The 26,384-nt window shown below is 51.4% G+C and carries 27 protein-coding genes and 8 tRNA genes; 33 read left to right on the forward strand and 2 right to left on the reverse strand.

Annotated elements, in window-relative coordinates:
* Positions 1-266 precede the first annotated feature (266 nt).
* From QZQ29_RS03560 to QZQ29_RS03675, 24 genes are all read left to right on the forward strand, one after another.
* On the forward strand, positions 267-1,238 hold the full coding sequence (locus QZQ29_RS03560; protein WP_296959758.1) for a KpsF/GutQ family sugar-phosphate isomerase: 972 nt from the start codon (positions 267-269) through the stop codon (positions 1,236-1,238).
* On the forward strand, positions 1,238-1,771 hold the full coding sequence (locus tag QZQ29_RS03565; RefSeq protein WP_296959761.1) for an HAD hydrolase family protein: 534 nt from the start codon (positions 1,238-1,240) through the stop codon (positions 1,769-1,771). The genes QZQ29_RS03560 and QZQ29_RS03565 overlap by 1 nt, the downstream gene beginning before the upstream one ends.
* A 55-nt stretch (positions 1,772-1,826) precedes the next feature.
* Entirely contained in the window at positions 1,827-2,813 is a 987-nt protein-coding gene (locus QZQ29_RS03570) for a lysophospholipid acyltransferase family protein (RefSeq protein ID WP_296959763.1), read from the forward strand.
* Positions 2,810-3,355, forward strand: coding sequence for an LPS export ABC transporter periplasmic protein LptC (gene lptC, locus QZQ29_RS03575; protein ID WP_296959766.1), 546 nt, complete (start codon positions 2,810-2,812; stop codon positions 3,353-3,355). Before QZQ29_RS03570 ends, lptC begins: the two co-directional genes overlap by 4 nt.
* Positions 3,352-4,200, forward strand: coding sequence for an LptA/OstA family protein (locus QZQ29_RS03580; protein ID WP_296959771.1), 849 nt, complete (start codon positions 3,352-3,354; stop codon positions 4,198-4,200). Before lptC ends, QZQ29_RS03580 begins: the two co-directional genes overlap by 4 nt.
* Positions 4,197-4,919 carry an LPS export ABC transporter ATP-binding protein gene (gene lptB, locus QZQ29_RS03585; RefSeq protein ID WP_296959773.1) on the forward strand — a complete coding sequence of 241 codons (723 nt, stop codon included), beginning with the start codon at positions 4,197-4,199 and terminating at the stop codon, positions 4,917-4,919. The genes QZQ29_RS03580 and lptB overlap by 4 nt, the downstream gene beginning before the upstream one ends.
* 31 nt (positions 4,920-4,950) lie before the next feature.
* The gene (locus tag QZQ29_RS03590) at positions 4,951-6,036 is read left to right on the forward strand and encodes an LptF/LptG family permease (RefSeq protein WP_296959774.1); all 1,086 of its coding nucleotides are present in this window, start codon (positions 4,951-4,953) and stop codon (positions 6,034-6,036) included.
* Positions 6,037-6,554: 518 nt separating this feature from the next.
* The gene (locus tag QZQ29_RS03595) at positions 6,555-7,754 is read left to right on the forward strand and encodes a DUF3084 domain-containing protein (protein ID WP_296959776.1); all 1,200 of its coding nucleotides are present in this window, start codon (positions 6,555-6,557) and stop codon (positions 7,752-7,754) included.
* Positions 7,751-8,185 carry a Holliday junction resolvase RuvX gene (gene ruvX, locus QZQ29_RS03600; RefSeq protein WP_296959778.1) on the forward strand — a complete coding sequence of 145 codons (435 nt, stop codon included), beginning with the start codon at positions 7,751-7,753 and terminating at the stop codon, positions 8,183-8,185. The genes QZQ29_RS03595 and ruvX overlap by 4 nt, the downstream gene beginning before the upstream one ends.
* Before the next feature lie 424 nt (positions 8,186-8,609).
* Positions 8,610-8,685, forward strand: a tRNA-Pro gene (locus QZQ29_RS03605).
* A gap of 7 nt (positions 8,686-8,692) precedes the next feature.
* A tRNA-Arg gene (locus QZQ29_RS03610) sits at positions 8,693-8,769 on the forward strand.
* A 281-nt stretch (positions 8,770-9,050) separates the two neighbouring features.
* Positions 9,051-10,253 carry an RNA polymerase sigma factor RpoD gene (rpoD, locus tag QZQ29_RS03615; RefSeq protein WP_296959781.1) on the forward strand — a complete coding sequence of 401 codons (1,203 nt, stop codon included), beginning with the start codon at positions 9,051-9,053 and terminating at the stop codon, positions 10,251-10,253.
* Between the two features lie 264 nt (positions 10,254-10,517).
* Complete coding sequence (gene rplS / locus QZQ29_RS03620; protein ID WP_349676022.1) at positions 10,518-10,859, forward strand: 50S ribosomal protein L19; 342 nt, start codon at positions 10,518-10,520, stop codon at positions 10,857-10,859.
* A 151-nt stretch (positions 10,860-11,010) separates the two neighbouring features.
* Positions 11,011-11,412 (forward strand): hypothetical protein, encoded by a 402-nt coding sequence (locus QZQ29_RS03625; protein ID WP_296959784.1) that lies wholly within the window; start codon positions 11,011-11,013, stop codon positions 11,410-11,412.
* Between the two features lie 18 nt (positions 11,413-11,430).
* Complete coding sequence (locus tag QZQ29_RS03630; protein ID WP_296959787.1) at positions 11,431-11,940, forward strand: tRNA (cytidine(34)-2'-O)-methyltransferase; 510 nt, start codon at positions 11,431-11,433, stop codon at positions 11,938-11,940.
* A complete protein-coding gene (locus QZQ29_RS03635; protein WP_008860468.1) occupies positions 11,927-12,283 on the forward strand; it encodes a YlbF family regulator in 357 nt (118 codons plus the stop codon). Before QZQ29_RS03630 ends, QZQ29_RS03635 begins: the two co-directional genes overlap by 14 nt.
* Complete coding sequence (gene murB, locus QZQ29_RS03640; RefSeq protein ID WP_296959793.1) at positions 12,280-13,206, forward strand: UDP-N-acetylmuramate dehydrogenase; 927 nt, start codon at positions 12,280-12,282, stop codon at positions 13,204-13,206. Before QZQ29_RS03635 ends, murB begins: the two co-directional genes overlap by 4 nt.
* A gap of 162 nt (positions 13,207-13,368) precedes the next feature.
* Positions 13,369-13,650: a co-chaperone GroES gene (gene groES / locus QZQ29_RS03645; protein WP_008860470.1), complete on the forward strand. Its 282-nt coding sequence runs from the start codon at positions 13,369-13,371 to the stop codon at positions 13,648-13,650.
* Positions 13,651-13,682: 32 nt separating this feature from the next.
* Positions 13,683-15,296 (forward strand): chaperonin GroEL, encoded by a 1,614-nt coding sequence (groL, locus tag QZQ29_RS03650; RefSeq protein ID WP_296959794.1) that lies wholly within the window; start codon positions 13,683-13,685, stop codon positions 15,294-15,296.
* 172 nt (positions 15,297-15,468) lie between these two features.
* Positions 15,469-15,831, forward strand: a complete 363-nt coding sequence (locus QZQ29_RS03655; RefSeq protein ID WP_296959797.1) for a DUF488 domain-containing protein — start codon at positions 15,469-15,471, stop codon at positions 15,829-15,831.
* A 22-nt stretch (positions 15,832-15,853) separates the two neighbouring features.
* Entirely contained in the window at positions 15,854-16,744 is an 891-nt protein-coding gene (locus tag QZQ29_RS03660) for a LysR family transcriptional regulator (RefSeq protein ID WP_296959800.1), read from the forward strand.
* Between the two features lie 125 nt (positions 16,745-16,869).
* The gene (locus tag QZQ29_RS03665; RefSeq protein WP_296959802.1) at positions 16,870-17,409 is read left to right on the forward strand and encodes a flavodoxin family protein; all 540 of its coding nucleotides are present in this window, start codon (positions 16,870-16,872) and stop codon (positions 17,407-17,409) included.
* An 18-nt stretch (positions 17,410-17,427) separates the two neighbouring features.
* Positions 17,428-18,564 carry an alpha/beta hydrolase gene (locus QZQ29_RS03670; RefSeq protein ID WP_296959805.1) on the forward strand — a complete coding sequence of 379 codons (1,137 nt, stop codon included), beginning with the start codon at positions 17,428-17,430 and terminating at the stop codon, positions 18,562-18,564.
* Between the two features lie 255 nt (positions 18,565-18,819).
* Positions 18,820-20,040, forward strand: a complete 1,221-nt coding sequence (locus QZQ29_RS03675; protein WP_296959807.1) for a class I SAM-dependent rRNA methyltransferase — start codon at positions 18,820-18,822, stop codon at positions 20,038-20,040.
* Between the two features lie 219 nt (positions 20,041-20,259).
* Here QZQ29_RS03675 and QZQ29_RS03680 read toward each other — a convergent pair whose 3' ends face one another.
* The gene (locus tag QZQ29_RS03680) at positions 20,260-20,838 is read right to left on the reverse strand and encodes a DUF2939 domain-containing protein (protein ID WP_296959810.1); all 579 of its coding nucleotides are present in this window, start codon (positions 20,836-20,838) and stop codon (positions 20,260-20,262) included.
* Between the two features lie 249 nt (positions 20,839-21,087).
* A complete protein-coding gene (locus QZQ29_RS03685) occupies positions 21,088-22,509 on the reverse strand; it encodes an aldehyde dehydrogenase family protein (RefSeq protein ID WP_296959813.1) in 1,422 nt (473 codons plus the stop codon).
* A 235-nt stretch (positions 22,510-22,744) separates the two neighbouring features.
* On the opposite strand from QZQ29_RS03685, the gene cobT reads away from it, so the two are divergent.
* The 9 genes from cobT to QZQ29_RS03730 all read left to right on the forward strand — a co-directional run bounded on the left by cobT (position 22,745) and on the right by QZQ29_RS03730 (position 26,384).
* Positions 22,745-23,797: a nicotinate-nucleotide--dimethylbenzimidazole phosphoribosyltransferase gene (gene cobT / locus QZQ29_RS03690; protein WP_296959816.1), complete on the forward strand. Its 1,053-nt coding sequence runs from the start codon at positions 22,745-22,747 to the stop codon at positions 23,795-23,797.
* Complete coding sequence (locus QZQ29_RS03695; protein ID WP_296959818.1) at positions 23,794-24,816, forward strand: nicotinate-nucleotide--dimethylbenzimidazole phosphoribosyltransferase; 1,023 nt, start codon at positions 23,794-23,796, stop codon at positions 24,814-24,816. The genes cobT and QZQ29_RS03695 overlap by 4 nt, the downstream gene beginning before the upstream one ends.
* Entirely contained in the window at positions 24,816-25,595 is a 780-nt protein-coding gene (larC, locus tag QZQ29_RS03700) for a nickel insertion protein (protein ID WP_296959820.1), read from the forward strand. Before QZQ29_RS03695 ends, larC begins: the two co-directional genes overlap by 1 nt.
* A gap of 290 nt (positions 25,596-25,885) precedes the next feature.
* Positions 25,886-25,960, forward strand: a tRNA-Gly gene (locus QZQ29_RS03705).
* A gap of 34 nt (positions 25,961-25,994) precedes the next feature.
* Positions 25,995-26,070 (forward strand) — tRNA-Asn (locus tag QZQ29_RS03710).
* A 1-nt stretch (position 26,071) separates the two neighbouring features.
* Positions 26,072-26,146 (forward strand) — tRNA-Gln (locus QZQ29_RS03715).
* Positions 26,147-26,148: 2 nt separating this feature from the next.
* Positions 26,149-26,224 (forward strand) — tRNA-Lys (locus tag QZQ29_RS03720).
* Between the two features lie 5 nt (positions 26,225-26,229).
* Positions 26,230-26,304, forward strand: a tRNA-Glu gene (locus tag QZQ29_RS03725).
* A gap of 4 nt (positions 26,305-26,308) precedes the next feature.
* Positions 26,309-26,384, forward strand: a tRNA-Val gene (locus QZQ29_RS03730).

Below are 26,384 nucleotides of genomic sequence, written 5' to 3' on the forward strand. Positions count from 1 at the left end.
CATTGGATAAAAATACATATGAAATTCGATTCTGCGAATTAATCAGTGCTTCCCTAGGGCAATACCGCAGCCCTCGCGCCAGCAGCACAATCCTTCTGCACCACCCGCCGCCGCAGGCGGCCATAACCTTCGGGACCAAAGGTCCCGGAACCCTTCCTCTTTGAACCCTTTGAACCTTTTCCCGATTGATATATTTCAAAGGAAAAGTATTGTATAATAATAAGAATAGGTCATTTCCTTCGTTTTCTTTTACAGCAGGAGGCAGTATGTCAGTCATTGAAACAGCTTCGAGAGTGCTCCGCGATGAAGCGGAAGCGGTCATTTCCCTGGTGGATAAGCTGGGCGGCCAGTTTGAAGAGGCGGTCCACCTGATTGAAAATGCCAAAGGCCGGGTGGTGCTGACGGGCATGGGAAAATCAGGCCATATCGCCAGAAAGGTGGCGGCTACCATGGCCAGCACCGGAACCCCCGCTTTCTTCCTTCATCCGGCGGAAGGCATTCATGGAGATCTGGGCATGGTGACTGCCGATGATGTGGTCATTGCCTATTCCAACAGCGGCGAAACGGCGGAGGTGCTGAATATCCTTCCTTCCCTGAAACGCATCGGTGCCAAGCTGGTGGCGGTGGTAGGAAAGCCCCATTCCACCCTTGCTAAAAACGCGGATGCCGTGCTGGATGCGGGGGTAGAAAAGGAGGCGGACTCCCTGGGACTGGCGCCCACCAGCTCCACCACCGCAGCCCTGGCCCTGGGGGATGCACTGGCTGTATGCCTCATGGAAAGACACCATTTCACTGCCGATAACTTTGCCATCTTCCATCCCGGCGGTTCTTTGGGAAAGAAGCTTCTTCTCACTGTGGAAATGGTGATGCACAGGGACGAGGAAAATCCATTGATTTTGGAAACCGCTTCAGTGAAGGATGCCCTTTTCGTCATGACCGACAAAGGCCTTGGCGCCGTGTCAGTAGTGGATAAGAATGGTTATCTGAAGGGGCTCATGACCGACGGCGACGTACGCCGGGGCCTTGAAAAGGGAGTGGATTTCCTCTCCCTTCCGGTGGATGAAGTGATGACGGCTGCTCCCCGGGTGATTCATAAGGAAAGGCTGGCCGCCGAAGGGCTTCACATCATGGAAGAACACCGGCCCCATCCCATTACGGTGCTGCCTGTCACCGATAACGACGGGAAGGCCATCGGCATGATTCATATTACGGATCTTCTCAAGCAGGGGGTTATGTAATGAAGAAGGCGGAAAAAATCAAACTCTTTGCCTTTGACGTGGACGGTACTTTGACGCCGGGATACCTGGTGATGGGGGAAGCAGGAGAAATTTCCAAGATTTTCCATGCCAGGGACGGTCTTGCCATTGCCCTGGCCCATCGCATGGGTTATATCACCGGTTTCATTACCGGGAGAAAAAGTCCTATTGTGGAGAATCGGGGAAAAGAGCTGGCCGTGGATTTCGTCCTCATGGGCGTATCGGATAAGGTGAAGGCCATGGAAGGACTTCTTGGGAAATATGGACTTTCCTGGGAAGAAGCAGCCTACATGGGTGACGATTTGAACGATCTCCCCCTTATGGAAAAGGCAGGCTTGTCCGCCTGCCCTGAAGACGGCGTGAAGGAAGTCAAGAGGGCGGCGGATTTCATTTCTCCCTTTAAAGGGGGAAACGGAGCGGCCCGGGCATTCATTGAGAAAGTAATGAAAGCACAGAACCGCTGGAAGGAAGCGGTGGATTCCTACAGAAAGAAAGTGGATACCCTGCGGCAGTAGGTATCCTGGAGTTTTTATCTGCATCGTATTAAGTTTTCCGGAAAGAAGTGAAGCCATGTTATTCAATGTACGTTACGGGATATTGAAGGGTATCAGCAGTCTCCTCTGCTCCATGTCCTACGACCATATCCTGGCCATCGGGCGCTTTTTAGGGCCCTGCATTATGAACCGCATAGCAAAACAGAAGAAACGCGGAATCCGGCAGATTATGATCGGACTTGGCGTCTCCCGTCCGGAAGCGGAAAAACTGCTGCAGAAGGTGTATGAGCACATAGGCATGTCGGCCATGGAAATGCTCTACATGCCCCGCCTCTGCCGGGAGAAGGACCATATTAACGATTATGTGAAAATCGACCATCCCGAAAACCTTGAGGCGGCCTACGCCGAAGGGAGGGGCATCGTGGGGCTGACGGCCCACATGGGAAACTGGGAATGGCTGGGCGCAGGCCTTGCCCTTCACGGCTACGACACGTCGGCCATCGGCAAGAAGCAGTCCGACGACGCCCTCATGAAGATGATTAACAGCTACCGGGCCATGGCGGGGCAGCACATTTACCTCACCGGCACCGGCGGCTATGAAATGATAGCGGCGGCCCGTTCCATGAAGAAAAACCATATCCTGGGATTCCTCTCCGACAAAGATGGAAATAAAGTGGGGGTTCCGGTGCTCTTCATGAACCGCGTATTCTCCTTCCCTCAGGGGCCGGCGGTGTTTGCCAAAAAATTCAAGGCCCCCATTGTGCCGATTTTCATCATCAGAAACGAAGGCGGCCGGGGCCATACCATCTGTGTGGGGAAGCATTTCTACTATGAAGATACGGGAGACCGGGAGGGAGACCTCCTTCGGAACTCCCAGAAAATGGCTTCCATTATGGAGTCCTTTATCAAGGAACATCCGGCGGACTGGCTGTGGTTCCAGCACCTGTTCTGGACCAGACCGGGCAAGATTAAGATGTATAATGATTTGAGCAGTGAAGAGAAGGAAAGGTTTGCTTCCGGCATGGATGAAGAGTGGAATGAAACCAAGGGAGGAAAGGAATGAAAAAGAACCGAAATCTGATATTGGCGGCGGTGCTTATTCTCCTGGTGGCAGTGGGCATTTATTTCCTCTTTAAGGATGATAATAAAGGCATGAATGCCGCTTCTTCTTCAGGACCGTCCATCGAGTTCCACAATTCCGACGTGAAGGAAACGAAGGACGGCAAGATTGTGTGGCGCTTCAAGGCCGGCCATGCCACCGTCAGCAAGAACCAGAATGATGTAAACATGGAGCAGGTGGAAGGCTATTTCATGAAGGATGGAGACGAACTTCACCTGAAAGCTGACAAGGGAAAGATTGACCGCGCCGCCAAAACCATTTATATTGAAGGCAACGTGGAGGGCTATGGCAAGGACGGCGAAGAGCTGTATGCCGAAAACCTGACCTACGATGGAAATAAGGAAATCCTTTCCACCGACAAGGCTTTTATTGTCAAAAAGGATGGAAAGATACTCACCGCCGATGCATTTGACGCGGACCGGGTTCTTCAGAAGATTACCGCCAGAGGACATGCAAAGCTGGCAGAAGAGGAGGGGGCAAAGTGAGATTCTTATATACTGCGCTGGCGGCACTGGCTATTTCCACAGGCGCCTTTGGAAGCGTCATGGCCGATGATATTACCGCCGATGTTCTGACCTATGATGGAAATACGAAGGTGGTCAATGCCAAGGGGGACGTGGTCATCCATGCCAACCAGGGAGCCACCATTACGGCATCCCAGGGGGAATACCACTTTGAAGACAGAAGTGCCTACCTGGAAGGGGGCGTTCACTATGTGAAAGAAGCCACCACCCTGGATGCGGCGAAAATGTACCTTTATCAGGACAAGACGGCCAGGGGCATTGGAAGCGTCTACTTCCATGACGGCGCGGAAAACCGCACTCTCAAAGGGGACGACGTCATGTACAACCCGGATACGGGATTTGGCAAAATCGAAGGAAACGGCTATCTTTCCTCTCCTGACGGCACCCTGGAAGCTCCCCACATCGAAGGAAACCTGAAGCAGGTGAAGGTGGTGGCCACCGGCGGCGTGAACCTTTCAAGCAGCCTCCACAATGCCGTAGGCTATGGAGATGAGGCGGTCTATACCAGGACAGGACAGAACGGCACCGATGGAAAACTGGTGCTCTCCGGCAATGCCTGGGTAAACCAGAACGGAAACTCCTTCACCGGCCCGGAACTGGTGCTTCGGGATGCGGATAAAGTGGTGGAAACCACAGGAAGAAGCACCATCGTCATTACAAATACAGGAAGCACGGCAGATAACTCCGGCAGCAGCTCTTCCTCCGACAAAGGAAGCGCCCCTCAGGGGCCGGTCACTGCAGCCACTCCCATTGCAGGACGGCCTGAAGAGGCCGGGGCTCCCCTGGAGACCAAGGACAGCAAATGAAGATAGAAACACATAACCTTATCAAACGGTATGGCGAAAGGACAGTGGTGGACCATGTGAACGTGGAAGTGGAACAGGGCACCATCGTAGGCCTTCTGGGGCCGAACGGTGCAGGAAAAACCACCACCTTCTACATGATCGTAGGTATTATCCAGCCTGATGAAGGGGATGTTACCGTAGACGGCACATCCCTGGTGGGAATGCCCATCTACAAACGCCACCAGTTCGGCATCGGCTACCTGCCCCAGGAAGCCTCCGTATTCCGGAAAATGACGGTGTGGGAAAACCTCATGTCCCTTCTGGAAACAAGAAAAGAACTGACAGACGCAGAACGGACGGACAAAGCGGAAGCGCTGCTGGATGAATTCCACATCGGCCACGTGCGGGACACAAAGGGCGATGCCCTTTCCGGCGGCGAACGGCGGCGCGTAGAAATCGCAAGGGCCCTTACCATGGACCCCGCCTTCATTCTTCTGGACGAACCATTTGCAGGCGTAGACCCCCTGGCAGTGGAAGATATCCAGAGCGTAGTGATGCACCTGAAAACCAGGGGCATCGGAATCCTGATTACCGACCACAACGTGCGTGAAACCTTGCGCATTGTGGACAATGCCTACATCCTTTCCGAAGGGAAAATCCTTCTCAAAGGAAAGGCTGATGAAATTGCCGTCAATCCGGTGGCGAAGAAATTCTATCTGGGGGAAAATTTCAGCTTATGACAGATATAACAATGAAGGAAGGGGGACTTCCATGAGACTTCTTGACAAATACACATTAAAAGAATTTCTGGGACCCTTCCTCTTCGGCGTAGCTGCATTTACCGCAATCTTTCTGGGAGCCGACACGCTCCTCAAAATAGCCAGCTATGTGACCAAGTACGGCGCTTCCCCGGTATCCGCCCTAAAAATCTTTATTCTGGCACTGCCCAGGATCGTGGTATATACCTTCCCCATGGCAGTCCTTCTGGGGGCACTCATGTGCTTCTCCCGCCTTTCCGGTTCCAGTGAACTCATTGTCATGCGTTCCTCCGGGCAGAGCTTCCTCCGCCTGGCGGCACCGGTGTTCATCCTTTCCCTCTTCATCAGCCTCTGTGCCGTGGCATTCAACGAATATGTGGTGCCCTGGACGAATCGGGAATATGAATACGTGCTGAACACGGAAATCAAGAAGAACTTCAACCCCGGCGTTACGGACCATGTGGTGGTGCGGGACGTGCAGAACGGGAAAATCGTCCACCTCCTCTACGCAAGGCGGTACAATCCGGCCACAAAGGAACTGGAAAATATTACGGTCCAGGAATTCCAGAACGAAGAAGTGACAAGGGTGGAAAACGCCCCTAAAGCCATCTGGCAGAACGGGAGATGGATTATGACTGACGGCATCATCTATGACCTCACCGGCGACGGCGTGGACCGCATGATGCACTTTGACCGCCAGGAGATTCCCTACGCCCAGTCACCGGAGGATATTCCAAAGGAAAAGAAGAACTACGATGAAATGACCATCCGCGAACTGCTCCTCACCAAGAAAGCCTATGCAGCGGCCCATGCGGATACCACACCGATTATGATGGAAGTGCATCGCCGCTTCTCCCTCCCCATGGCCAGCTTCGTCTTCGCCATCGTAGGGGCGCCACTGGGCGTGCAGAAGCAGAGATCCTCCTCATCCATCGGCTTCGGCCTCTCCGTGGTCATCATCTTCCTCTACTACGCCATCATGACCTTCCTGGAAGCCCTGGGAAAAGGCCACGTCATGCCCGCCACTTTGGCGGTATGGCTGCCAAACCTCATCGCCTTAGTAACAGGCTGCTGGCTTATCCATCGGGTAGATAAGTAAAAACTAAGAAAAAAGAGTCGCGGAAATTTCTGCGGCTCTTTTGCTTTGCATGGCTTCCAGTCCGGCATGGTACTATTGTGTATCATTTCCATAGGAAACTTTTGCGGACAGTTTCCTGTCCGGCATGGGCACACTGTGTACCATTTCCATAGAAAACTTTTCGCGAATAGTTTCCTGTCTCGTCATGACACTATTGTGTATCATCTCCACAGGAAACCTTTCGCGAATAGTTTCCTGTCCGGTATGAGCACACTGTGTACCATTTCCATAGGAAACTTTTCGCGAATAGTTTCCTGTCTCGTCATGACGCCATTGTGTATCATCTCCACAGGAAACTTTTCGCAAATAGTTTCCTGTCCGTCGTGGGCACACTGTGTATCATTTCCATAGGAAACCAGCTCCCTGTCCCACTTTCCCACTGCCCCACTTTACAAACCGGTATTTCATAAAAATTGAAAAGACGGTATAATAAAATAAGATACTGCTAAGAGGAGAATAAAAAGGGAAGGAGGAGTTTCATGTTTATAGGGGCCGCCATATTTCTTGTCCTGATTATCATGGGCGGGGTCATTGCTTTTCTGGGAGATCGTATCGGGTCCAAGGTGGGCAAGCGGAGGATGACTCTCTTCGGGCTCCGGCCTAAATATACATCGGTCATTGTCACCATTATTTCGGGCGTTCTGATTTCCTTTTCCACCGTAGCCGTCATGGCGGTGGTGAATGAGAACGTAAGGGTGGCTCTTTTCGGCCTGTCCAAGCTGCAGGCCCAGATGAATGACCTGAACCAGGAAATCAAAGTGAAGAACCGGGAGCTGGAGAAGGGGAAGCTCCAGCTGGAAGCCCGGAATAAGGAATATGAAGATGTGACGAAGAAGTCGGAGGAAACGTCGAAGGAGCTGGACCGGGTGGAGAGCCAGCGCATTTACATGGAGCAGGAGCTTTCCTCCGTGCAGGACGCCTATGATGAGGCCCAGGCGGGGGTAGAGCAGTCTGCTGCTGAAATCCGGGAACTGGAAAAAACAAAGGAAAATCTGAACAGCAACATTAATACACTGAACCAGGAAAAGAAGACCCTTTTGGAAAATATTTACGCCCTCCGCGAAGGACAGGTGGTCATGCAGGCAGGCCAGGTGCTTACCAGCGTGACGGTGGATGAAAATATGACGAAGGACCAGGCAGTGCATGTGCTGGAAAGCGTGCTGAATGATATCAACAACATGCTGAAGCAGCAGATGAATATAACCGATGAAAACGCCAACCTTGTCCGCATCAGCCAGGCCGATTTTGACAGCGCCGTGCAGGAAATTACCGGTGCAAAGAATAAGAAGCTGGTACGCATCGTGGCAGCGCAGAACCTGATTCGCGGCGAACGTCTCATTGTGGACTTCGATATCCATGACAACCGCCTCATCTTCAGCAAGGGAGAAGTGGTGTACCGCGGAAATCTGGACGCCTACCAGAATATCAGAAATTATGAGCTTCAGGTGCTCCGTTTCCTGAAGGATTTGAACCATTACGCTCAGTCCAAAGGCGTACTCCCTGACCCCATTACAGGCAATGTGGGTGTGCTGGAAGGGCAGGAACTCATTGACGTCATCCAGAAGGTGAAGGACTACGGCGGCCAGTGCGTCTTGACTGTCACCGCCAGAAGGGACATTTACTCCCAGGGCCCCCTCCTCATAGATGTAAGAGTGGACAGAAAGGATGGAAACCCATGATACTGGCAGTGGATCCGGGAAAGGACAAAACCGGCTGTGCCGTGGTGGAGGAGGACGGCAGCCTTGTGGTGAAGCAGGTGATTCCCACAAAGACCTATGAAAAGGAAATGGCCTCCCTCCTTTCCCGCTATCCGGTGAGGGCTTTCATCATGGGGAACGGCACCCGCCATGGGGAAATGAAGGAGAGGAGCGAAAAGCTGCTCCATGCCATGGAAAGGGATATTCCCGTCATCCTGGTGGATGAGAAATACACCACCGAAATGGGGGAGGCCTGGTACTGGAAAGACCATCCCGCCAAAGGCCTTTCCCGCCTCATTCCCAAAGGCATGCGCACCGTGCCGGTGCCGGTGGACGACTATGTGGCATGGATTATAGGAAATATCTACCTGGGCCACGTGAAGGCAGAAGACGTGGGGCATAGGAAGGTATAGGGAATGTGGTGCCCATGTGTATCATTTCCATAGGAAATCCTCCGCGAACAGTTTCCTGCCCGGCAAGGGGACAATGCATACTACCTCAGTAGGAAACATTCTGCGAACAGTTTCCTGTCCTGCATGGTGCTATTGTATGTCATCTCAGTAGGAAACTCTTTGCTAACAGTTTCCTGTCCTGCATGGTGCTATTGTGTGTCATCTCAGTAGGAAACTTTCTGCGAACAGTTTCCTGTCCTGTTTGGTGCTATTGTGTGTCATCTCAGTAGGAAACTTTTTGCGAATAGTTTCCTGTCTGGCTCGGGGACAATGAATATCATCTCCATAGGAAACCAGCCCACTATCTCACTATCTCACTATCCCACTATTTCCCATTTTCCCTCTTGACGAAACGGGCTTGATGTAATAAAATATCTAAGTGTCACGGGGCATAGCGCAGTTGGTAGCGCACCTGCTTTGGGAGCAGGGGGTCGCCAGTTCGAGTCCGGCTGCCCCGACCAAAAATATGGCTCAGTAGCTCAGTTGGATAGAGCAACCGCCTTCTAAGCGGTGGGTCGTGGGTTCGAATCCCTCCTGGGTCACCAGCAGAAAAGCATTCCGGAAGGAGTGCTTTTTTCATGAGATGAATGGGAGACAGAAGAGGTATGGGACTTCTGTTTCCCATTTCTATAACCGGGATGCATAGAAAATATTTTCCCTATTGATTTTTTTCTATAAGTAGAGTATCATTGTGGTCTAACTTAAGAGAAACAGGGCGGGCTATTTCATACAGGGCTTCCACGGAAGCAGGAAACAATAACACACAGGCTCCCTGACAGATTTATTTTGTAAAAAATATGGAGTTGTTTGAGGAGGTGTCCCTAATTTGGCAGCTAAGGCAGCACAGCTTGCACAGTGGCTAAAGGAACTGCAGGAACGGGTCAATGCGGACGGCAATCTTTCTTATAATGAAATCATCCGTTTCACAAAAGAAAAGTCATTGACACAGAAACAGTTAGATGGGATTTTTAATCTTCTTCATGAACACAACATTGACCTCGTTTATGATGAAGATGAAGATACGGGAGAACCGGATGAGGCCGATTTCAGCGGAGATGACGAAGATCTCTCCGAAGAAATGATTCTGGAGAACGAAGAGGACGGTCTGGAGGAGGATAAGGACTGGACCTCGGCCGAAGCGGCAGATACGGAAGAGGCGGATTATGGAGCTGCCGGCGGCGTCAGCGATCCGGTAAGGCTTTATCTCCGTGAATGTGGCGCCAATCCCCTGCTCAGTGCAGAGCAGGAAATGAACTTGGCAAAAATTATTGAGAAGGGCAAGAAAAAGGACGCCACCCCGGAGGAAAAGGAAGCGGCAAGGGCTGCCAAGAAGGAAATGGCCAATGCCAATCTCCGTCTGGTGGTATCCATTGCCAAGAAGTATCCCGGCCGCGGCATGCCATTCCTTGACCTCATTCAGGAAGGCAATATCGGTCTTTTGAAGGCAGTGGATAAATTTGACTATACCAAGGGGTACAAATTCTCCACCTATGCCACCTGGTGGATCCGCCAGGCCATTACCCGTTCCATCGCTGACCAGGCCCGCACTATCCGCGTGCCGGTGCACATGGTGGAAACCATTAACAAGATGAACCGCGTAGGCCGCCGGTTCCTGCAGGAACATGGCAGGGAAGCCACCAATGAGGAACTGTCCAAGGAAATGGGAATCAGCGTGGAAAAAATCCGGGAAGCCAAGAAGGCAGCCCAGGACCCCATCTCCCTGGAAACGCCGATCGGCGAAAAGGAAGATTCCCATTTAGGTGATTTCATCGAAGACCAGAAGACCGCATCCCCGGAGGATGAAGCAGCAGCTACCATGAGAAGGGAACAGGTCTACAAAATGCTGGATACTTTGACGGAAAGGGAAAAGGGGGTTCTTGCCCTTCGCTTCGGCATGGATGATGGCACGCCCCGTACCCTGGAAGAAGTGGGCAAGCACTTCGGTGTCACCCGCGAACGTATCCGCCAGATTGAAGGAAAAGCGCTGAAAAAATTGAAAAAACAGGCCATGCCCATGGCAGGACTGTAATGGAAAAGGAGCTCCGCCGGAAACGGCAGGGCTCCTTCTTTGCACTAAAGGCATGCAGCCCGGATTCAGGAGTCCTGTTTTTGCTGTTATTTTCCACTGGCTTTTCCTTCTTTCCTGTAGTATAATATTCAAGCATTCAGCATCAAAGTACCTGCTTTTTCATTGCAATGGAAGAGAAAGTATGATACAATGCTACTGTTAGTCTGGACAGTCCTCTGCCAAAAGCGATCGGCATGAATGTCTTGTGAGAAGGAGGAAAAGATCGTGAACATTATTGAAACACTGGAAAATGAACAGCTCAGAAATGACATTCCTGAATTCCGCCCGGGGGACACCGTCAGAGTTCATGTAAAGGTCATCGAAGGAAAGACTGAACGTGTACAGGTATTTGAAGGCATCGTCATTGCCCGCAGAAATGCCGGTGTAAGGGAAACCTTCACAGTACGTCGTATTTCCTACGGCGTAGGCGTTGAAAGAACATTCCTGGTTCATTCTCCCCGTCTGGAAAAGATTGAAGTGAAGCGCCGCGGCATCGTTCGTCGTGCTAAACTGTTCTACCTGCGCGGCCTGTCCGGTAAAGCAGCTAGAATCAAGGAAAGAAAATAATGATAAAAAAACTGCAGCGGTGCTGCAGTTTTTTTATTGGGAAAAGTTATCCCCTTTGGTATACTCCTGTTTTTCTCATTGCCCGGATGTGGTAGAATAGAAAAAGTGCAGGGAGGGGACAGTGTTTTGGTATTTTATAAGTGAGGAACCTATGAAATATAAATATGTCATTCCGGCAGTCTTATTATCTTTAGGAATGGTACTGCCTGTTTCCGCCAATAAGATAAAGAATGTTTTTGTGGTGGATGAGCTGACGGTGGAAGTGGAAATGGCGGATCCTCTGACGAAGGAGGAGCTTGATCCCGCCCGTTTCCTGTCAAAGGACTACAAGCCGGAGTTCACTTTTAATGAGGGCGTAGAGGCCGTAGGGATTCCTGTGCCCCAGAAGAGCGACGGCTTTCACTACAACGTTTACCGCATTGCGGTGAGCGGACTGGATGTGGGACCGATTTACCAGATTTCCTACCAGGGACAGAAGCCGAAAACATTCAAGTTCTACGGCGGAAGGGAGCAGGTAGACAAGTATCGCGACCGATACGGAAGCTATTTCTGATTTCATGAAAGGATACCTATGCATATTGTATTAGTGGAGCCGGAAATTCCGGGCAATACGGGAAATATTTCCCGCCTCTGCGCAGCGGAGCATCTGACTCTTCATCTGGTGGAGCCTTTGGGATTTTCCATTGATGACAAACATTTGAAAAGGGCGGGCCTTGATTACTGGGATCTTCTGGAGGTCCATGTGCACCCTGATTTTTCATCGGTGGAGCGGATGCTGAAGGGCCATCATTTCTATTACAACACCACCAAGGCAGTGAAGTCTTACACCGATGTATCATTCAGGGAAGATGACGTGCTGGTATTCGGCAAGGAAACGAAGGGACTTCCGGAGGATATGCTCATGGCCCATGAGGAGGACTGCATCCGGATTCCTATGATTGAAGAAGCCCGTTCTCTCAATTTATCCAACGCCGTGGCCATTGTGGCACTGGAAGCACTGAGGCAGACCGGATTTCCCCATCTTTTGAAGGAAAGCGGCCGGTTGTTTAAAGGAGGCAGGAGCACCCATGAATACGTATGATGCAGCTTATGATCTGGCAAGGGCTATCAAAGAAAGTGATGAAATGAAGCGCTTGACTGCAGCTGCCGAAAAAATCAAGGGCGATGAGGAAGCCAGAAAAATGGTGAAGGAATATATCATGGCCCAGATGAAAGCAGACTATGCCAAACTGGCAGGACAGAAGGAAGACGAGGACAGCTATCAGCATCTGCAGGAGCTGGCTGTACTGGTAAGCAACAACAGCAATGCCCAGGAGTATCTCCAGGCATTTATCCGCTGGAATCAGGTAGCTGCGGATTTGCAGAAGATTGTATCCGATGCAATGGCGCAGGGTATGGATGTATTGGAACTGAATAAACAATGACAGACTGGAAAGCATTTCTTGATGGAATTTTAACGGAACGGCAGTACAAGCTTGATGAACCCATGAGCCGTCACACCACCTACGGTATCGGCGGACCGGCGGACTGCTTTGTCATGCCCCAGACGGCGGAAGAACTGAAAAAGGTTCTCTCCAAAGCCCACGATGAAGGGATTCTCGTCACCTTTATCGGCGGCGGATCCAATCTTCTGGTATCGGATCTTGGCATCCGGGGGATTACGGTGTGCACGAACCGCCTGAAGCAGGACATGACCTGTAATGGCAACTGGATTACCGCCATGGGCGGCGTAGGTACCGGCACGGTTTCCCGCTTTGCGGAAAAGAACAGCCTCAAGGGCTTTGAATGGGCCGTAGGCATTCCCGGCACCCTCTGCGGCGCTGTTTTCATGAATGCCAACGGCTACGGCAGCCAGATGAAGAATGTGGTGGAAGAAGTATACACCATTTCCGGCGATGGCAAGGAAGACCGTACCTATGGCTGGGACGACATCCACTACGGCGACAGCGACAGCATTTTCATGCATAACGGAGACATCATCGTAGGAGCCAAGATTCATCTGGCTCCGGGCAATGCCGATGAAATCAAGAGGAACATGACGGAGCACCAGATTTCCAGAAGGACCAAGCAGCCTCTGGAAAAGAGAAGCGCCGGCACCATGTACCTCCGTCCGCCGGGATACCATGTGGGTCCTATGATTAAAGACTGCGGCCTCATCGGCTTCTCCATCGGAGATGCCCAGGTATCCACCAAGCATCCGGACTTCGTGGTGAACAACGGCCATGCTTCCTGCAGGGATGTGCTTGCCGTGCTTCACGAGGTGCAGAAGCGGATTATGACAAATTACCATATCCATGTGCCTTTGGATGTACGAATCATCGGGGAAGGCGTAAAACAGGAAAGATAAAAGAAAGGAATCGGCTTTACGAAGCCGGTTCCTTTTTATTTCCCTTTGATGGAATGATTTTTTTCAATAAAGGACTTGCATTTTTGAAGAAAGTTATGTATTATAGAAAAGTAAGTTAGCACTCGATGTAAGTGAGTGCTAATAGTCAAAGGAGGAATAGACATGTTAAAACCATTGGCAGATCGTGTTCTCGTTAAAGTTGATGAAGAAGAAACCAAGACTAAAGGCGGAATCCTGATTCCGGATACAGCACAGAAAAAATCCCAGAAGGGTACAGTTATGGCCATCGGCTCCGGCAAGGTGCTTGACAACGGCACCCGCCTTCCTTTCGAAGTGAAAGTAGGAGACCATGTGCTTTTTGCTAAATATTCCGGTGTGGATATTGATGAAGACGGTGAAAAGTACCTGCTTCTTGCTGAAAGAGATATCCTTGCTATTCTTTAATTTCCAGTTTTCAAATCTTAGGAGTGATATAAATGGCTAAAAAAGTACTTTATAATGAAGAAGCCCGCGCCGCTCTTCTCAAGGGCGTTGACCAGCTGGCTAATGCAGTCAAGATTACCCTGGGACCGAAAGGCCGCAACGTAGTTCTTGACAAGAAATTCGGCGCTCCGAACATCGTAAACGACGGTGTTTCCATTGCCCGTGAAATCGAACTGAAGGATCCCTTTGAAAACATGGGTGCCCAGCTTGTTAAAGAAGTAGCCACCAAGACCAACGATGTAGCCGGCGACGGCACCACCACCGCAACCCTTCTGGCTCAGTCCATGATTCATGAAGGCATGAGGAACGTAGCTGCCGGTGCCAACCCCATGGTCCTGAAGAAGGGCATTGAAGAAGCAGTGAAGGTTCTTGTGGATGAAATCAAGAAGAAGGCTGTTCCTGTAAAGACAAAGGAAGCTATTGCTCAGGTTGCTTCCATTTCCTCTGCCGATAAGACCATCGGCGGCCTCATTGCTGACGCCATGGAAAAAGTCGGCAACGACGGCGTGATTACCGTAGAAGACTCCAAGACCATGGGCACCAGCCTGAAGGTTGTAGAAGGCATGCAGTTCGATCGCGGATACCTTTCCCCATACATGGTAACGGATCCGGATAAGATGGAATGCGTCATGGAAAATCCATATATCCTCATTACCGACAAGAAGATCAATATGCTGCAGGATATGCTTCAGCTCCTGGAACAGGTTGCCCGTTCCGGCAAGGAACTCCTGATTATTGCTGAAGATGTGGAAGGCGAAGCACTGGCTACCCTGGTAGTGAACAGACTCCGCGGCACTCTGAAATGCGCTGCTGTCAAGGCTCCGGGATTCGGCGACCGCCGCAAGGCTATGCTGGAAGATATTGCCATCCTCACCGGCGGCCATGTAATTTCCGATGATATGGGCCGCAAGCTCCAGAGCGCAACCCTGGATGACCTGGGCACTGCTCACCAGATTCGTATCACCAAGGACAACACCACCATTGTAGGCGGTGCCGGTGACAAGGATGCCATCAAACACAGAGTGGAACAGATCCGCGAACAGTACAAAGATGCTGTTTCCCAGTTTGATAAAGATAAACTTCAGGAACGTCTGGCTAAGATGTCCGGCGGCATTGCTGTCATCGAAGTAGGCGCAGCTACTGAAGTAGAAATGAAAGATAAGAGACTCCGTATCGAAGATGCTCTGAATGCTACCAGAGCAGCTGTGGAAGAAGGTATTGTTGCCGGCGGCGGCACAACTTTCCTGGATATCCAGAAGAGCCTTGATTCCATCAAAGCTGAAGGCGACGTAAAGACCGGCGTGAACCTGGTTCGTCATGCCATCGAAGCTCCTGTACGCCAGATTGCTGACAACGCAGGTCTGGAAGGCGCCATCGTAGCTGAAAAGGTCAAAGCAGCAGGCGACGGCATCGGCTACAACGCAGCTGAAGACAAGTATGAAAACATGCTGGAAGCAGGCATTGTGGATCCGGCTAAAGTAACCAGAAGCGCACTGCAGAATGCAGCATCCATTGCTGCCCTCGTTCTTACCACGGAAGCTGTGGTAGGCGATATTCCGGAAGAAAAACCGGCTATGCCTCCTATGCCCCAGGGCGGAATGATGTAATCTGAACCTTTTGGTTCCGACATCTGCATAAGGAAAAGAACTGTGAAATCATGGACCTATGGTTTCACAGTTTTTTTATTTCTTCCTTTCTTCGGAAATAGAAAATTTTGCATACGTCACATTTTTCCTTTATGAATCATGATACAATAGAGGCATGAAAGGAAGTCTTACTATGGACATACAGTTGAAACGGGTATATGAAGCGCCGGAAGAATCGGACGGATACAGGATTTTGACAGACCGGCTGTGGCCAAGGGGAATTTCTAAGGAAAAGGCGGCTCTGGGCAAGTGGGCAAAGGACATGGCCCCGTCCCCGGAGCTTCGGAAATGGTTCGGTCATGACCCGGAAAAGTATGAGGAGTTCAGAAAAAAGTACCGGAAGGAACTGGAAGAGAATCCGGCGAGAGAGGATTTCCTGAATCTGGTAAAAGACAAACTCAAAGAGGGGAGAGTCACTCTTCTCTTTGGAGCCAAAGACAAAGAGCATAACCAGGCAGTGGTGCTCAGGGATTTTCTGGCGGAAATCCTTCAGTAGGATGATTGAATGGGGAGATAGCATGGAATTAAGGGTTATCAAGTACTTCCTGGCGGTGGCGGAGGAAGAGAACATTACCAAGGCGGCGGAAAAGCTGCACCTCACCCAGCCCACCCTTTCCCGGCAGCTTCGGGAGCTGGAAGAGGAACTGGGGGCGGACCTTTTTGTCCGCGGCAAGAGAAGGACTTCCCTCACGGAAGCGGGCGTCCTTTTCAAGGCGCGGGCGGAAGAACTGGTTTCCCTGGAAGAGAGGACCATGAATGAGTTCGCCCATCTGAGTGATGCGGTGGCAGGAGATGTATATCTGGGCTGCGGGGAAACGGAGGCCATGAGGGATGTGGTTTCTGCCATTTCCCCTGCCCTGAAGGAGCATCCGGACATCCATCTCCATCTTTTGAGCGGCAACGGGGAACAGTCCCTGGACTACCTGGAAAAGGGGCTCCTTGATTTTGCCCTTCTCTGCCGCAGCATCCCGCCGGATGGATACCACTATATCCGCCTCCCCTATCGGGACACCTGGGGCCTGCTCCTCAGGAAGGACAATCCTTTGGCAAAAAAGCCGGGTATCCGGGCATCGGATATAAGGAAGGAACCGCTTATCGTTTCCGCCCAGCTGCCCTCCCGGAATGAAATCCAGCGCTGGATGGGGGAGGGCGAGCTCCACATTGCATCCACCTACAACCTGGCCTATAATGCGGCTTTTCTGGTGGAAGAAGGCATGGGGAGCATGATTACCTATGACCGGCTTATCCCCTGCGGTACGGACTATCGGAAGGACCTGGTGTTTAAGCCCTTTATCCCGGCCCTGCACAGCGGAAATTTCCTGGTGTGGAAAAAGGAGCGCACCCTGTCCAGGGCGGCGGAGCTTCTGAAAAAGCAGATGGAAGACCATTTTAACGGTTTGGACGAGTGATTTTATCATGCAGATAAAGCATGATAAATGGTAATAATCAGGTATTGGCTATTATAATGCCTCCTGCCCTATAATGGAATCATCAACGAAATGGTGATTTCCATAATAGAGCAGGAGGTATTTTTGTGGATAAAAACGTAATCATTATCTCCGCCAGCCTGCGGGAGAAAAGTAATTCCATGGCCCTGGCGGAAGCCTTTGCCAAGGGGGCCGGTGAGGCAGGAAACCGGGTGGAACTGATTTCCCTTCGGGGAAAGAAATATGGCTTCTGCACCGGCTGCCTTTCCTGCCAGAAGACCTTCCACTGTTTCATGAAGGATGATGCAGAGGAAATCAGTGAGAAAATAGGGAAAGCGGATGTGGTGGTTTTTGCAACACCCATTTACTACTACGAAATGAGCGGTCAGCTGAAGACGCTGCTGGACCGGTGCAATCCTCTTTTCCCCCAGGATTATCTTTTCCGGGACGTATATCTTCTCATGACAGCGGCCGATGACAATCCTCATACCGTGGACAGGGCGGTTTCGGGCCTGTCCGGATGGATCGACTGTTTCCCCAAGTCCCGCCTGGCAGGCACGGTCTTTGCCGGCGGCGTGACGGAAAGAGGAGACATTGAAAATCACAGGGCCCTGGATGAAGCTTTCCAGGCCGGCATGCATGTGTAATTTATAAAGGGAGAAAAAATGAAAAATCTGAAGAAAATGAAATGGCTCGTTCTGGCACTGGCAGGTCTTACCCTGGCAGGGTCGGTGATGACGGTGGATGCTGCCGATGCAAGCAGCAGGACGGAAAATGGCAGCCAAGTGCGCCGGATTTCCTCCACTCCCTGGGAAGGAGAAGAGTCCCTCCCGCTCACCGATAGCTGGGACAAAACCTTTCCGAAAAGCGACAAGGTGGACCATGAAAAGGTGACCTTCCATAACCGCTATGGCATTACCCTGGCGGCAGACCTGTACATGCCGAAGAACCGGAACGGTAAAATGGCGGCTCTGGCAGTGGCAGGACCCTTCGGCGCCGTAAAGGAACAGGCTTCCGGTCTCTATGCCCAGAAGCTGGCGGAAATGGGATTTTTAACCATTGCCTTCGATCCCTCCTTCATCGGTGAAAGCGGCGGCAGGGCCAGAAATGTGGCCAGCCCGGACATCAATACGGAGGACTTCTCCGCTGCCGTGGACTACCTGTCCAACAGAAGCGACGTGAATCCGGATAAAATCGGTATTGTAGGCATCTGCGGCTTCGGCGGCATGGCCATCAATGCGGCGGCCATGGATACCAGAATCAAAGCCACCGTCACCTCCACCATGTACGACATGAGCCGCGTCATTGCCAACGGCTACTTTGATTATGAAAAGGACGGGGACACCCTGAAAAAAGAAAGAATGGACCGCAGAAAAGCCCTCAATCAGCAGCGGACGGAGGATTATAAGAACGGAAGCTATAAGAGAGACGGCGGCGTGGTGGATCCCCTTCCTGCCGATGCGCCGCAGTTCGTGAAGGACTACTACGATTACTACAAAACAAAGAGAGGCTATTATCCCCGGTCCCTCAATTCCAACGACGGATGGAACGTGACCAGCGCCCTTTCTTTCACCAATATGCCCCTTCTTGCCTATGCCGATGAAATCGAAAGCCCGGTACTCATCATCCATGGTGAAATGGCCCATTCCCGCTACTTCTCCGAAGATGTTTTCAAGAAGCTCAAAGGAAATAACAAGGAACTTCTCATTGTCCCCGGTGCAAACCACACAGATCTCTATGACAACATGGACAAGATTCCCTTCCACAAAATCGCCGCCTTCTTCCATAAGTACCTGGGTTGACCGGTGGGAGGCGGGAAGGACGGCACGTAAAGCTGACTTTATATTCATTGCCGCCTTCGGCGGCAATCCACAACCCTCAGCGCCAAAGGCGCTGTCAAACCTGAAAACCTTAAGAACCCGCGGGCCCGAAGGGCCCGTCAACCTTCCTCTTTTTGAACCCGTAAAACAGGCCTGCCTTGGCAGGCCTGTTTTCCTTCTTTCCCCTGTGGTAAAATAACAGAAATATGATTTCTATTTTTACGACAGGAGACACACATGGAAGCACTGAAAACGGTAACCATCAGCAAGCGGGCGGAGCTGGCAGCCAGGGGAGGGCACCCCTGGATTTACGGTTCTGAAATCAAAGGTATGGATGAGGGGATTGCGCCCGGGGAGATTGTGAAGGTCCTTTCTTCCAAAGGAAAATTTGTGGGAAGCGGATTCTATAATCCCCACTCCAAAATCACCATCCGTATTTTTTCCACCAACGCCAACGACAGTTTTGACAGGGCCTTCTGGAAGAGGCGGGCTGCCTATGCGGTGGACTACCGGCTGCAGGTGATGCGGAAGGAGGATTATGACTGCTGCCGGCTTGTATTCGGCGAGGCGGACCAGCTGCCGGGGATGACGGTGGACCGTTTCGGCGATGTGCTGTCGGTGCAGGTGCTGTCCCTGGGCATGGAGAAAAGAAAGCAGCTTTTCCTTGACGGCCTCATTGAGGTACTGCGGGAAAGAAACCTTCCTGTATCCTCTATTTATGAAAGAAATGATGTAAAAATCAGGGAACTGGAGGGCATGGAGCAGTACAAAGGCTTTTACCGTTCGCCTCTCTTAAACCCTGCCGATGAAAAGACACTGGTGGATATTGTGGAAAACGGTATCCGCTACACCGTGGATGTGGAAAACGGACAGAAGACAGGATTTTTCCTGGACCAGAAGTTCAACCGTCTGGCGGCTGCTTCCATTGCCCGGGGCCGCCATGTGCTGGACTGCTTTACCCACACCGGAGCCTTTGCCCTGAATGCAGCGAAAGGCGGTGCCGCCTCTGTGACGGCACTGGATATTTCTGAGGAAGCAGTGGACATGGCTGCCCATAACGGAAAAATCAATGGCCTTCCCATCAAAGCGGTGAAGGCGGATGTATTTGACTACCTGACGGAGCTGGACCGCACAAAGAATCATGACTATGATTACATCATCCTGGACCCGCCGGCCTTTACGAAATCGGGAAAAACGGTGCACGAAGCCTTCCGGGGATACAAGGAAATCAACTACCGGGCCATGAAAATCCTTCTAAGAGGAGGATACCTGGCCACCTGCTCCTGCTCCCATTTCATGGGAGAGGAACTCTTTGTGAAGATGGTGAAGGAAGCGGCCAGAGACGCGGGCGTGACCCTCCGGCAGATCGAATTCCGCCAGCAGGCGCCGGACCATCCTATCCTCATGACCGTGCCGGAAACTTACTACCTGAAATTTTTCCTGTTCCAGATTATTTAAGGAAGCACTGATTAATTCGCAGAATCGCATTTCATATGTATTTTTATCCAATGCTACGTCATAAGCCTCCTTAAATAGCTCGCTATTCGCGTCGACTTATTCCTTGCATTGAATAAAAATACAAGAATGAAATCCGATAACGATTTAATCAGCGCTTCCTTAATAGAAATTTTCACGCAAAAAGGGAAGCCTCCATGGGGCTTCCCTTTTTTGAGCCTGCTATCCGGCCCTTTCCTTCAGGTAATCCTTAAGATTTACGATTTTTACGGCGGTCCAGTTTCCGTTTACATCCTTTTCCATAAGCACCTGCCAGGTGAAATCTTTGTCCAGCTTTTTGTCATGGACCTTTACGTTCACCAGAGCCTTTCCATCCTTTTCCTTCACATCCAGCACGTCGGTGAGGGAAAGGGCGGCGGAGCCCAGGGAGGCGGACATGATTTTTCCTGCCCTGCCGGATGCATCCTTTTCGCTGTTTTCGGTGAAGCGGATCTCCGTCTGCCGCACCATTTCATCCACTGCCTGCTTTTTCAGCATTTTCAGGAGGGACGCTGCCAGCGCATGCTCCGGCCTGCCGTCGGAGGCCAGGTAGGAGGCGGTATCGTCTACGGCGGAGGAATAGACCTTGTCCAGGTCCACCCGCTCCTTGAAGAGCTGCAGGTCCTTTTTCTTCAGGGCCTGCTGGATTTCCGCCGCCGCATAGGCCGGCGTTTTTGACCAGTACAGGAAATACCATCCTGCCGCACAAGCCAGGAGGAGGGCAAGGATAAGAATGATTTTTTTCATCAGTGAACTGTTCATAGATTTTCTCCTTTTTCTTAGGAAGCGCTGATTAAATCATTGTTTTCTTTTATTCTTGAGTTTTTATGCAATGCGAGGAATGGGTTGACGCGAATAGCCAGCTATTTAAAGAAACCCATGACGAAGCAGTGCATAAAAATTCTTATAAAAGGAAATCCTACGAATTAATCAGTGCTTCCCTTACATTATATCGAAAGGAGACAAAAAGAAACAGGGCTTCCTTTGGGGAAGCCCTGTAAAAGGGAAATCCTATTTGCCGGTGTCGAAGAGGGCTTTCTGCTGGGTGAATTCCAGCATGCCGTAAACACCGCCTTCTCTTCCGATGCCGCTTTCCTTGTAGCCGCCGAAGGGAGCTGCCGTGTCCCGGGGGCTGGCATTGATATATACATTGCCTGCCTCTATTCTGTGGGCCAGGGCAATGGCCTCATCCTTGGGACCGTATACGCCGGCATTGAGGCCGTAGCGCACGTCATTGGCAATGGAGACGGCGTCATCCTCATCTTTGTAGGTGATGACGCAGAGCACCGGCCCGAAGATTTCATCCTGGGCGATGGTCATATCATTTTTCACGTCGGTGAAGATGGTGGGCTCAATGTAGTAGCCCTTCTCCGGAGATGCCGGAAGTCCTCCGATAAGGAGGCGGGCCCCTTCATCCATGCCCTTCTTAATGTATTCGGAAATCTTCCTGTACTGCGCAAGGGAGGACACAGGGCCAAGCTTTACGGTATGGTCCGTGGGATCGCCGACGGTGTACTCCTTGGCGATTTCTACGAGCTGTTTTTCAATGGTTTCCTTTTCGCCTTCCGGAACGAGAAGGCGGGAGAAGGCGGTGCAGGTCTGTCCGGAGTTCAGGAAGATGCTGTTGAAGCAGAGGTGGATGGGCTCCGTATAATCATGGTCTGCAGCAGGGAGAATGACATAGGGTGATTTGCCGCCCAGTTCCAGACTGATGTGTTTCACCGATTCCAGGGCCTTTTTGCCTACGGTGACGCCGCCGGAGGTGGAGCCGGTGAAGGAAATCATATTTACCAGGGGATGGGAGGAAAGGGCATTGCCCACTTCGCCGCCTCTGCCGGTGACCAGGTTGAATACGCCCTTCGGGAAGCCTGCTTTTTCAAAGGCCTCTGCCAGGTAATAGGAAGAAAGGGGCGTATGCTGGCTTGGCTTTAAAATCACCGTGTTTCCCATGAGCAGGGCCGGCACGATTTTCTGGATGACCTGTCCCAGGGGATAATTCCAGGGGGTAATGCAGCCGATGACGCCCACCGGCTCCCGGTAGGTGGTGGAAAAGGCCATCTTTTCCACCAGCGGCACCGTGGGTGCCAGATCTATGTAGGAACGGGTGCGGACATACTGATATTCCACCTGGGACGATTTGGTGAACGCATAGGGAGAACCCAGTTCTTTGATGGTAATATCAATGAGATCGTCCTCCTGACTTTGGAAGATGGCAAGAAATTTTTCCATCAGGGAAATCCGGTGAGCCAGTGAAAGGGCGGACCACGCCGGCAGCGCCCGGTGGGCTGCTTTGGCTGCCCGGTCTACGTCCACTTCATTTCCGGCGGGCACACGGGCAAAAATTTCTCTGGTGGCAGGATTTTCCACTTCGATAAACCGGTTTGACGCGCCGCTGGTCCACTGGCCGTCGATGTAAAGCTTTTCAAAATCCAATGGTAAAACCTCCTTTTTGAAAAGAGAAAAAGGGAATCCCAGATTTCCTGTATTCCCTTCCTTGGCATAATGAAATTGGGAAGGCAGCCTTCCGCCTTTATTATAATGATTTTTCCGAAAACATACAATGAGGGAGAGAAGATGCCGGAAAACCTTTGCATCCATGGTATAATAAAAAAGAATCTAATTTTATAGATTAATAAAAATATAATGTAAATATAATCAGGAGGTATGAATGGGTTTACTGGATGAGACACTGAACCAGATCCAGCCGCTGGATGAAGACGCCATGGAAAAGGCAGCATCCCGGTGGAAGGACCTTTACCTGGGCATGGGGGACTTGGGGAAAATGGAAACCATGGTCACCCAGTTCGCCGGGATTACGGGAGAGGCCATGCCGGCCATTCCGAAATGCTGTACGGTCATTGCCTGCGCCGACCACGGCGTGTATGCGGAAGGGGTTTCCGCCTATCCCCAGTCCACCACTGTAGGAATGACCAGGGCCTATGTGGAAACGAAGGGGGCCGCTGCCAACGCCATGGCCTATTACGCCCGTTCCGACATGGTGGTGGTGGATATGGGCATTAACGCCGACATGAGCGGCGTACCGAACCTTTTGGACAGGAAAATCGCCTGGGGTACGAAAAATATTGCCGAAGGCCCTGCCATGACCCGCGATGAAGCTATCCGTTCCATTGAAACGGGCATAGAGATTGCAGAGGAAAAGGCAAAGGAAGGGTACAAGGCTTTTACCATCGGCGAAATGGGGATTTCCAATACCACCTCCTCCGCCTGCATTCTGGGTGCCTTCAACCACTGGAATGCCATCGAAGTCACCGGCAGGGGCACCAATATTTCCGATGAACGGCTCCGCCATAAGGTGGAGGTGGTGCAGAAGGCACTGGATGTGAACCATCCGGACCCCAATGACGGGCTGGATGTGCTTTCCAAGGTGGGAGGCTTTGAATACGGCTGCATGACCGGTGTCATTCTGGGAGCCGCTGCCAACCATGCTTTAACCATTATTGACGGGTTTAATACCACCGCCAGCGCTTTCATTGCCAAAGCGCTGTGTCCGGAAGTGGTTCATTACCTCATGGCTTCCCATCTGTCCCTGGAGCAGGCCCACAAGAAATCCCTGGCTGCCCTGGGACTTACAGAATACATTGACCTGGACTTCCGGCTGGGAGAAGCCATCGGCGCCGGCATTCAGACAAGGATGCTGGACTACGCCCTTTCCGTATACAGGGAATGCGCCACAAAAGAAGAAGCGGAGGTAAAAGCATGAGTTCCATTCCGAAATTAAATGAAGACGTCATGAAAGCCTGCCAGCTTTACGTGGACAATTTGATTAAACCGATTCATTCTTTGGGAAAACTGGAGGAAATGGCAGTCCGCATAGCCGGCATCACGGGCAGGGTGAAGCCATCCTATCTCAATAAAGCGCTGGTCATCTTCGGCGGTGATACGGCAGTGGACGGAGAAAATAAGACGAAGGGCCAGCTCTCCCACGATGAGATGAAGCTGGTGTCCCAGGGATACGGGCCGGTGAATGTAATTGCCCGGCAGCTGGAGGCACCGGTGTACCTTATTGATGCAGGCCTTGAAAAGGATACCACCGATATAGAAGGGGTGCTGACGAAGAAAATGATTCACGGCACCCACCACGGCAGGCCTGCCATGGACGATGAGGTGGTGGAAAATGCCATTTCCCTGGGCATGTCCGTGGCAAAGACCCTGGCATCCCAGGGAGTGGAAGCGGCAGGCATTGGAAATATAGGGGAACGGTCCCTTCTTTCCTCCCTGGCAGTGACGGCAGCTATCATGAAGGAAGACCTCATGAAAGTTTCCGCAGGCAGCAGCTTCCGCCTCTCTTTATCCGGCGTAGGGGATTTTGGTAAAGACCCCGTAGGAAATCTGGCGGAAGTGGGCTCTGCGGAAATTGCAGCCCTCTTTGGTTTCGTGGTGGAAGCAGCCAGAAAGGGCATGATTGTGGTCTTTGACAATGCGGTCACCGGAGCGGCGGTGCTTTCGGCGGTCACGGTATATCCGGAAATCAGGAATTTTGTGTTCCCTTCCGTTTATTATGATGAACCCATTCATAAAATGCAGATGCAGAAACTTCAGATGAACGCCTTCCTTCATTATGATTTCACAGAAGCAGAGGGCTTTGGCTCCGCCCTGGGCCTTTCCCTTCTGGATGCGGCTATTGACATGCTGAACCAGATGAAGACCTTTGGCAGCGCCGACGTGGATGTGGCCATCGATGGTGCAGGAAGCGGGAGGCAGAGAAAGGAGATAAAATAATGAAAGCTCTTTTTATCAGATGCTACGGAAAACTGACGGCAGATATGATGATTGGCGGCCTCATTGACATGGGCGTGCCTACGGTGTATTTAAAGTCAAAGCTTAAGGACGCCGGCCTTCCGGATAATTTTATAGAAAAGCCGAATCCGAAAGCCCAAATTTCCGCCCATTATTTTCATATTCCCCCCAGTGGAAGTAAGCCGCTGCTCCTTAAGCAGGCGGACCTTTTCAAAATCTGGAAGGACATCTGCAGCAAAGGAGCGCCGGAGTGGGAAGGCACCGGCTGGAAGGTTTTCTCCGCCTTAACCGCCGGCGTGTCTGATGTCATCGATGAAATACCGGCGGATGTGGTGGACCTCCGCCGGGCAGGGGTGACAGAAGAAAATCTGACCTCCCTCTACCTCTTCCTGGCGGCTCTGGACTACCTGGAAGTGGAAACCCTCTTTACCTGTCCCTTCACCATTTCCGAAGGGAAAACGGAAGCAGGAAAGGCGTCGGCCGCCATTTTAACCGACGCCATTTCCACGGTGGGAAAGGCCGTTTCCGCAGAAGAGGTACATCCCTTTGCAGCAGCCATGCTGGAAGGCCTTTCCGCCGCCTTCATGCCCATGGACGGCAGATTCCTGGCGGATCGCACAGCCTATGGCAGCTCCAGCGCTGAAAAGCCGACAGGAGACAATACCATGGCCGAATACCTGGGCTACTTCACCGATAGGGGAGAGTCTGTCTTCAGCAGGCACATGAAGGTCTTCGGCATGGATGCGGGCCTGGATTTGTAATAAAAAACACCGGCTTCTTTGGCCGGTATTTTTTATTTTCAGAAATTTACAAAAAGGGGCTTGTCAAAAGTCGGAAAATGAGCTATAATCATTTTCGTCGCACGGCGGAAGTCCTCCAAACAGGAAATTAAATCTTAACTGATTCAAAACTTCCTGTTGACAGAAATATCACAATGTGATAAAGTATAGGACGTGACGTTGAGTGCCAAATCACTGAAGAAAATAAAATTTCAAAAGTGACTTGACAAGCGACGCGAGCAATGGTAAAATAACGTCGTTGCTTAACAAATGCGGAAGTAGCTCAGTGGTAGAGCACAACCTTGCCAAGGTTGGGGTCGCGGGTTCGAGTCCCGTTTTCCGCTCCATTGTTAGTAACATCCGAGAGGATGTACTATAGATTCCTGAATAGCTCAGCCGGTAGAGCGCGTGACTGTTAATCACGATGTCGCAGGTTCGAACCCTGCTTCAGGAGCCATAGGGGTATCGCCAAGCGGTAAGGCAACGGACTCTGACTCCGTCATGCGTAGGTTCGAATCCTACTACCCCTGCCAATGATCCATTAGCTCAGTCGGTAGAGCACTTGACTTTTAATCAAGGTGTCCCGCGTTCGAGTCGCGGATGGATCACCATATGTGGCCTGTTCGTCAAGTGGTTAAGACACCGCCCTTTCACGGCGGGTTCGCGAGTTCGAATCTCGCACAGGTCACCAATGTGGGCGATTAGCTCAGCTGGGAGAGCGTCTGCCTTACAAGCAGAATGTCAGCAGTTCGATCCTGTTATCGCCCACCA

This window comes from uncultured Dialister sp., from assembly GCF_900538805.1.
Lineage (GTDB): Bacteria > Bacillota > Negativicutes > Veillonellales > Dialisteraceae > Dialister.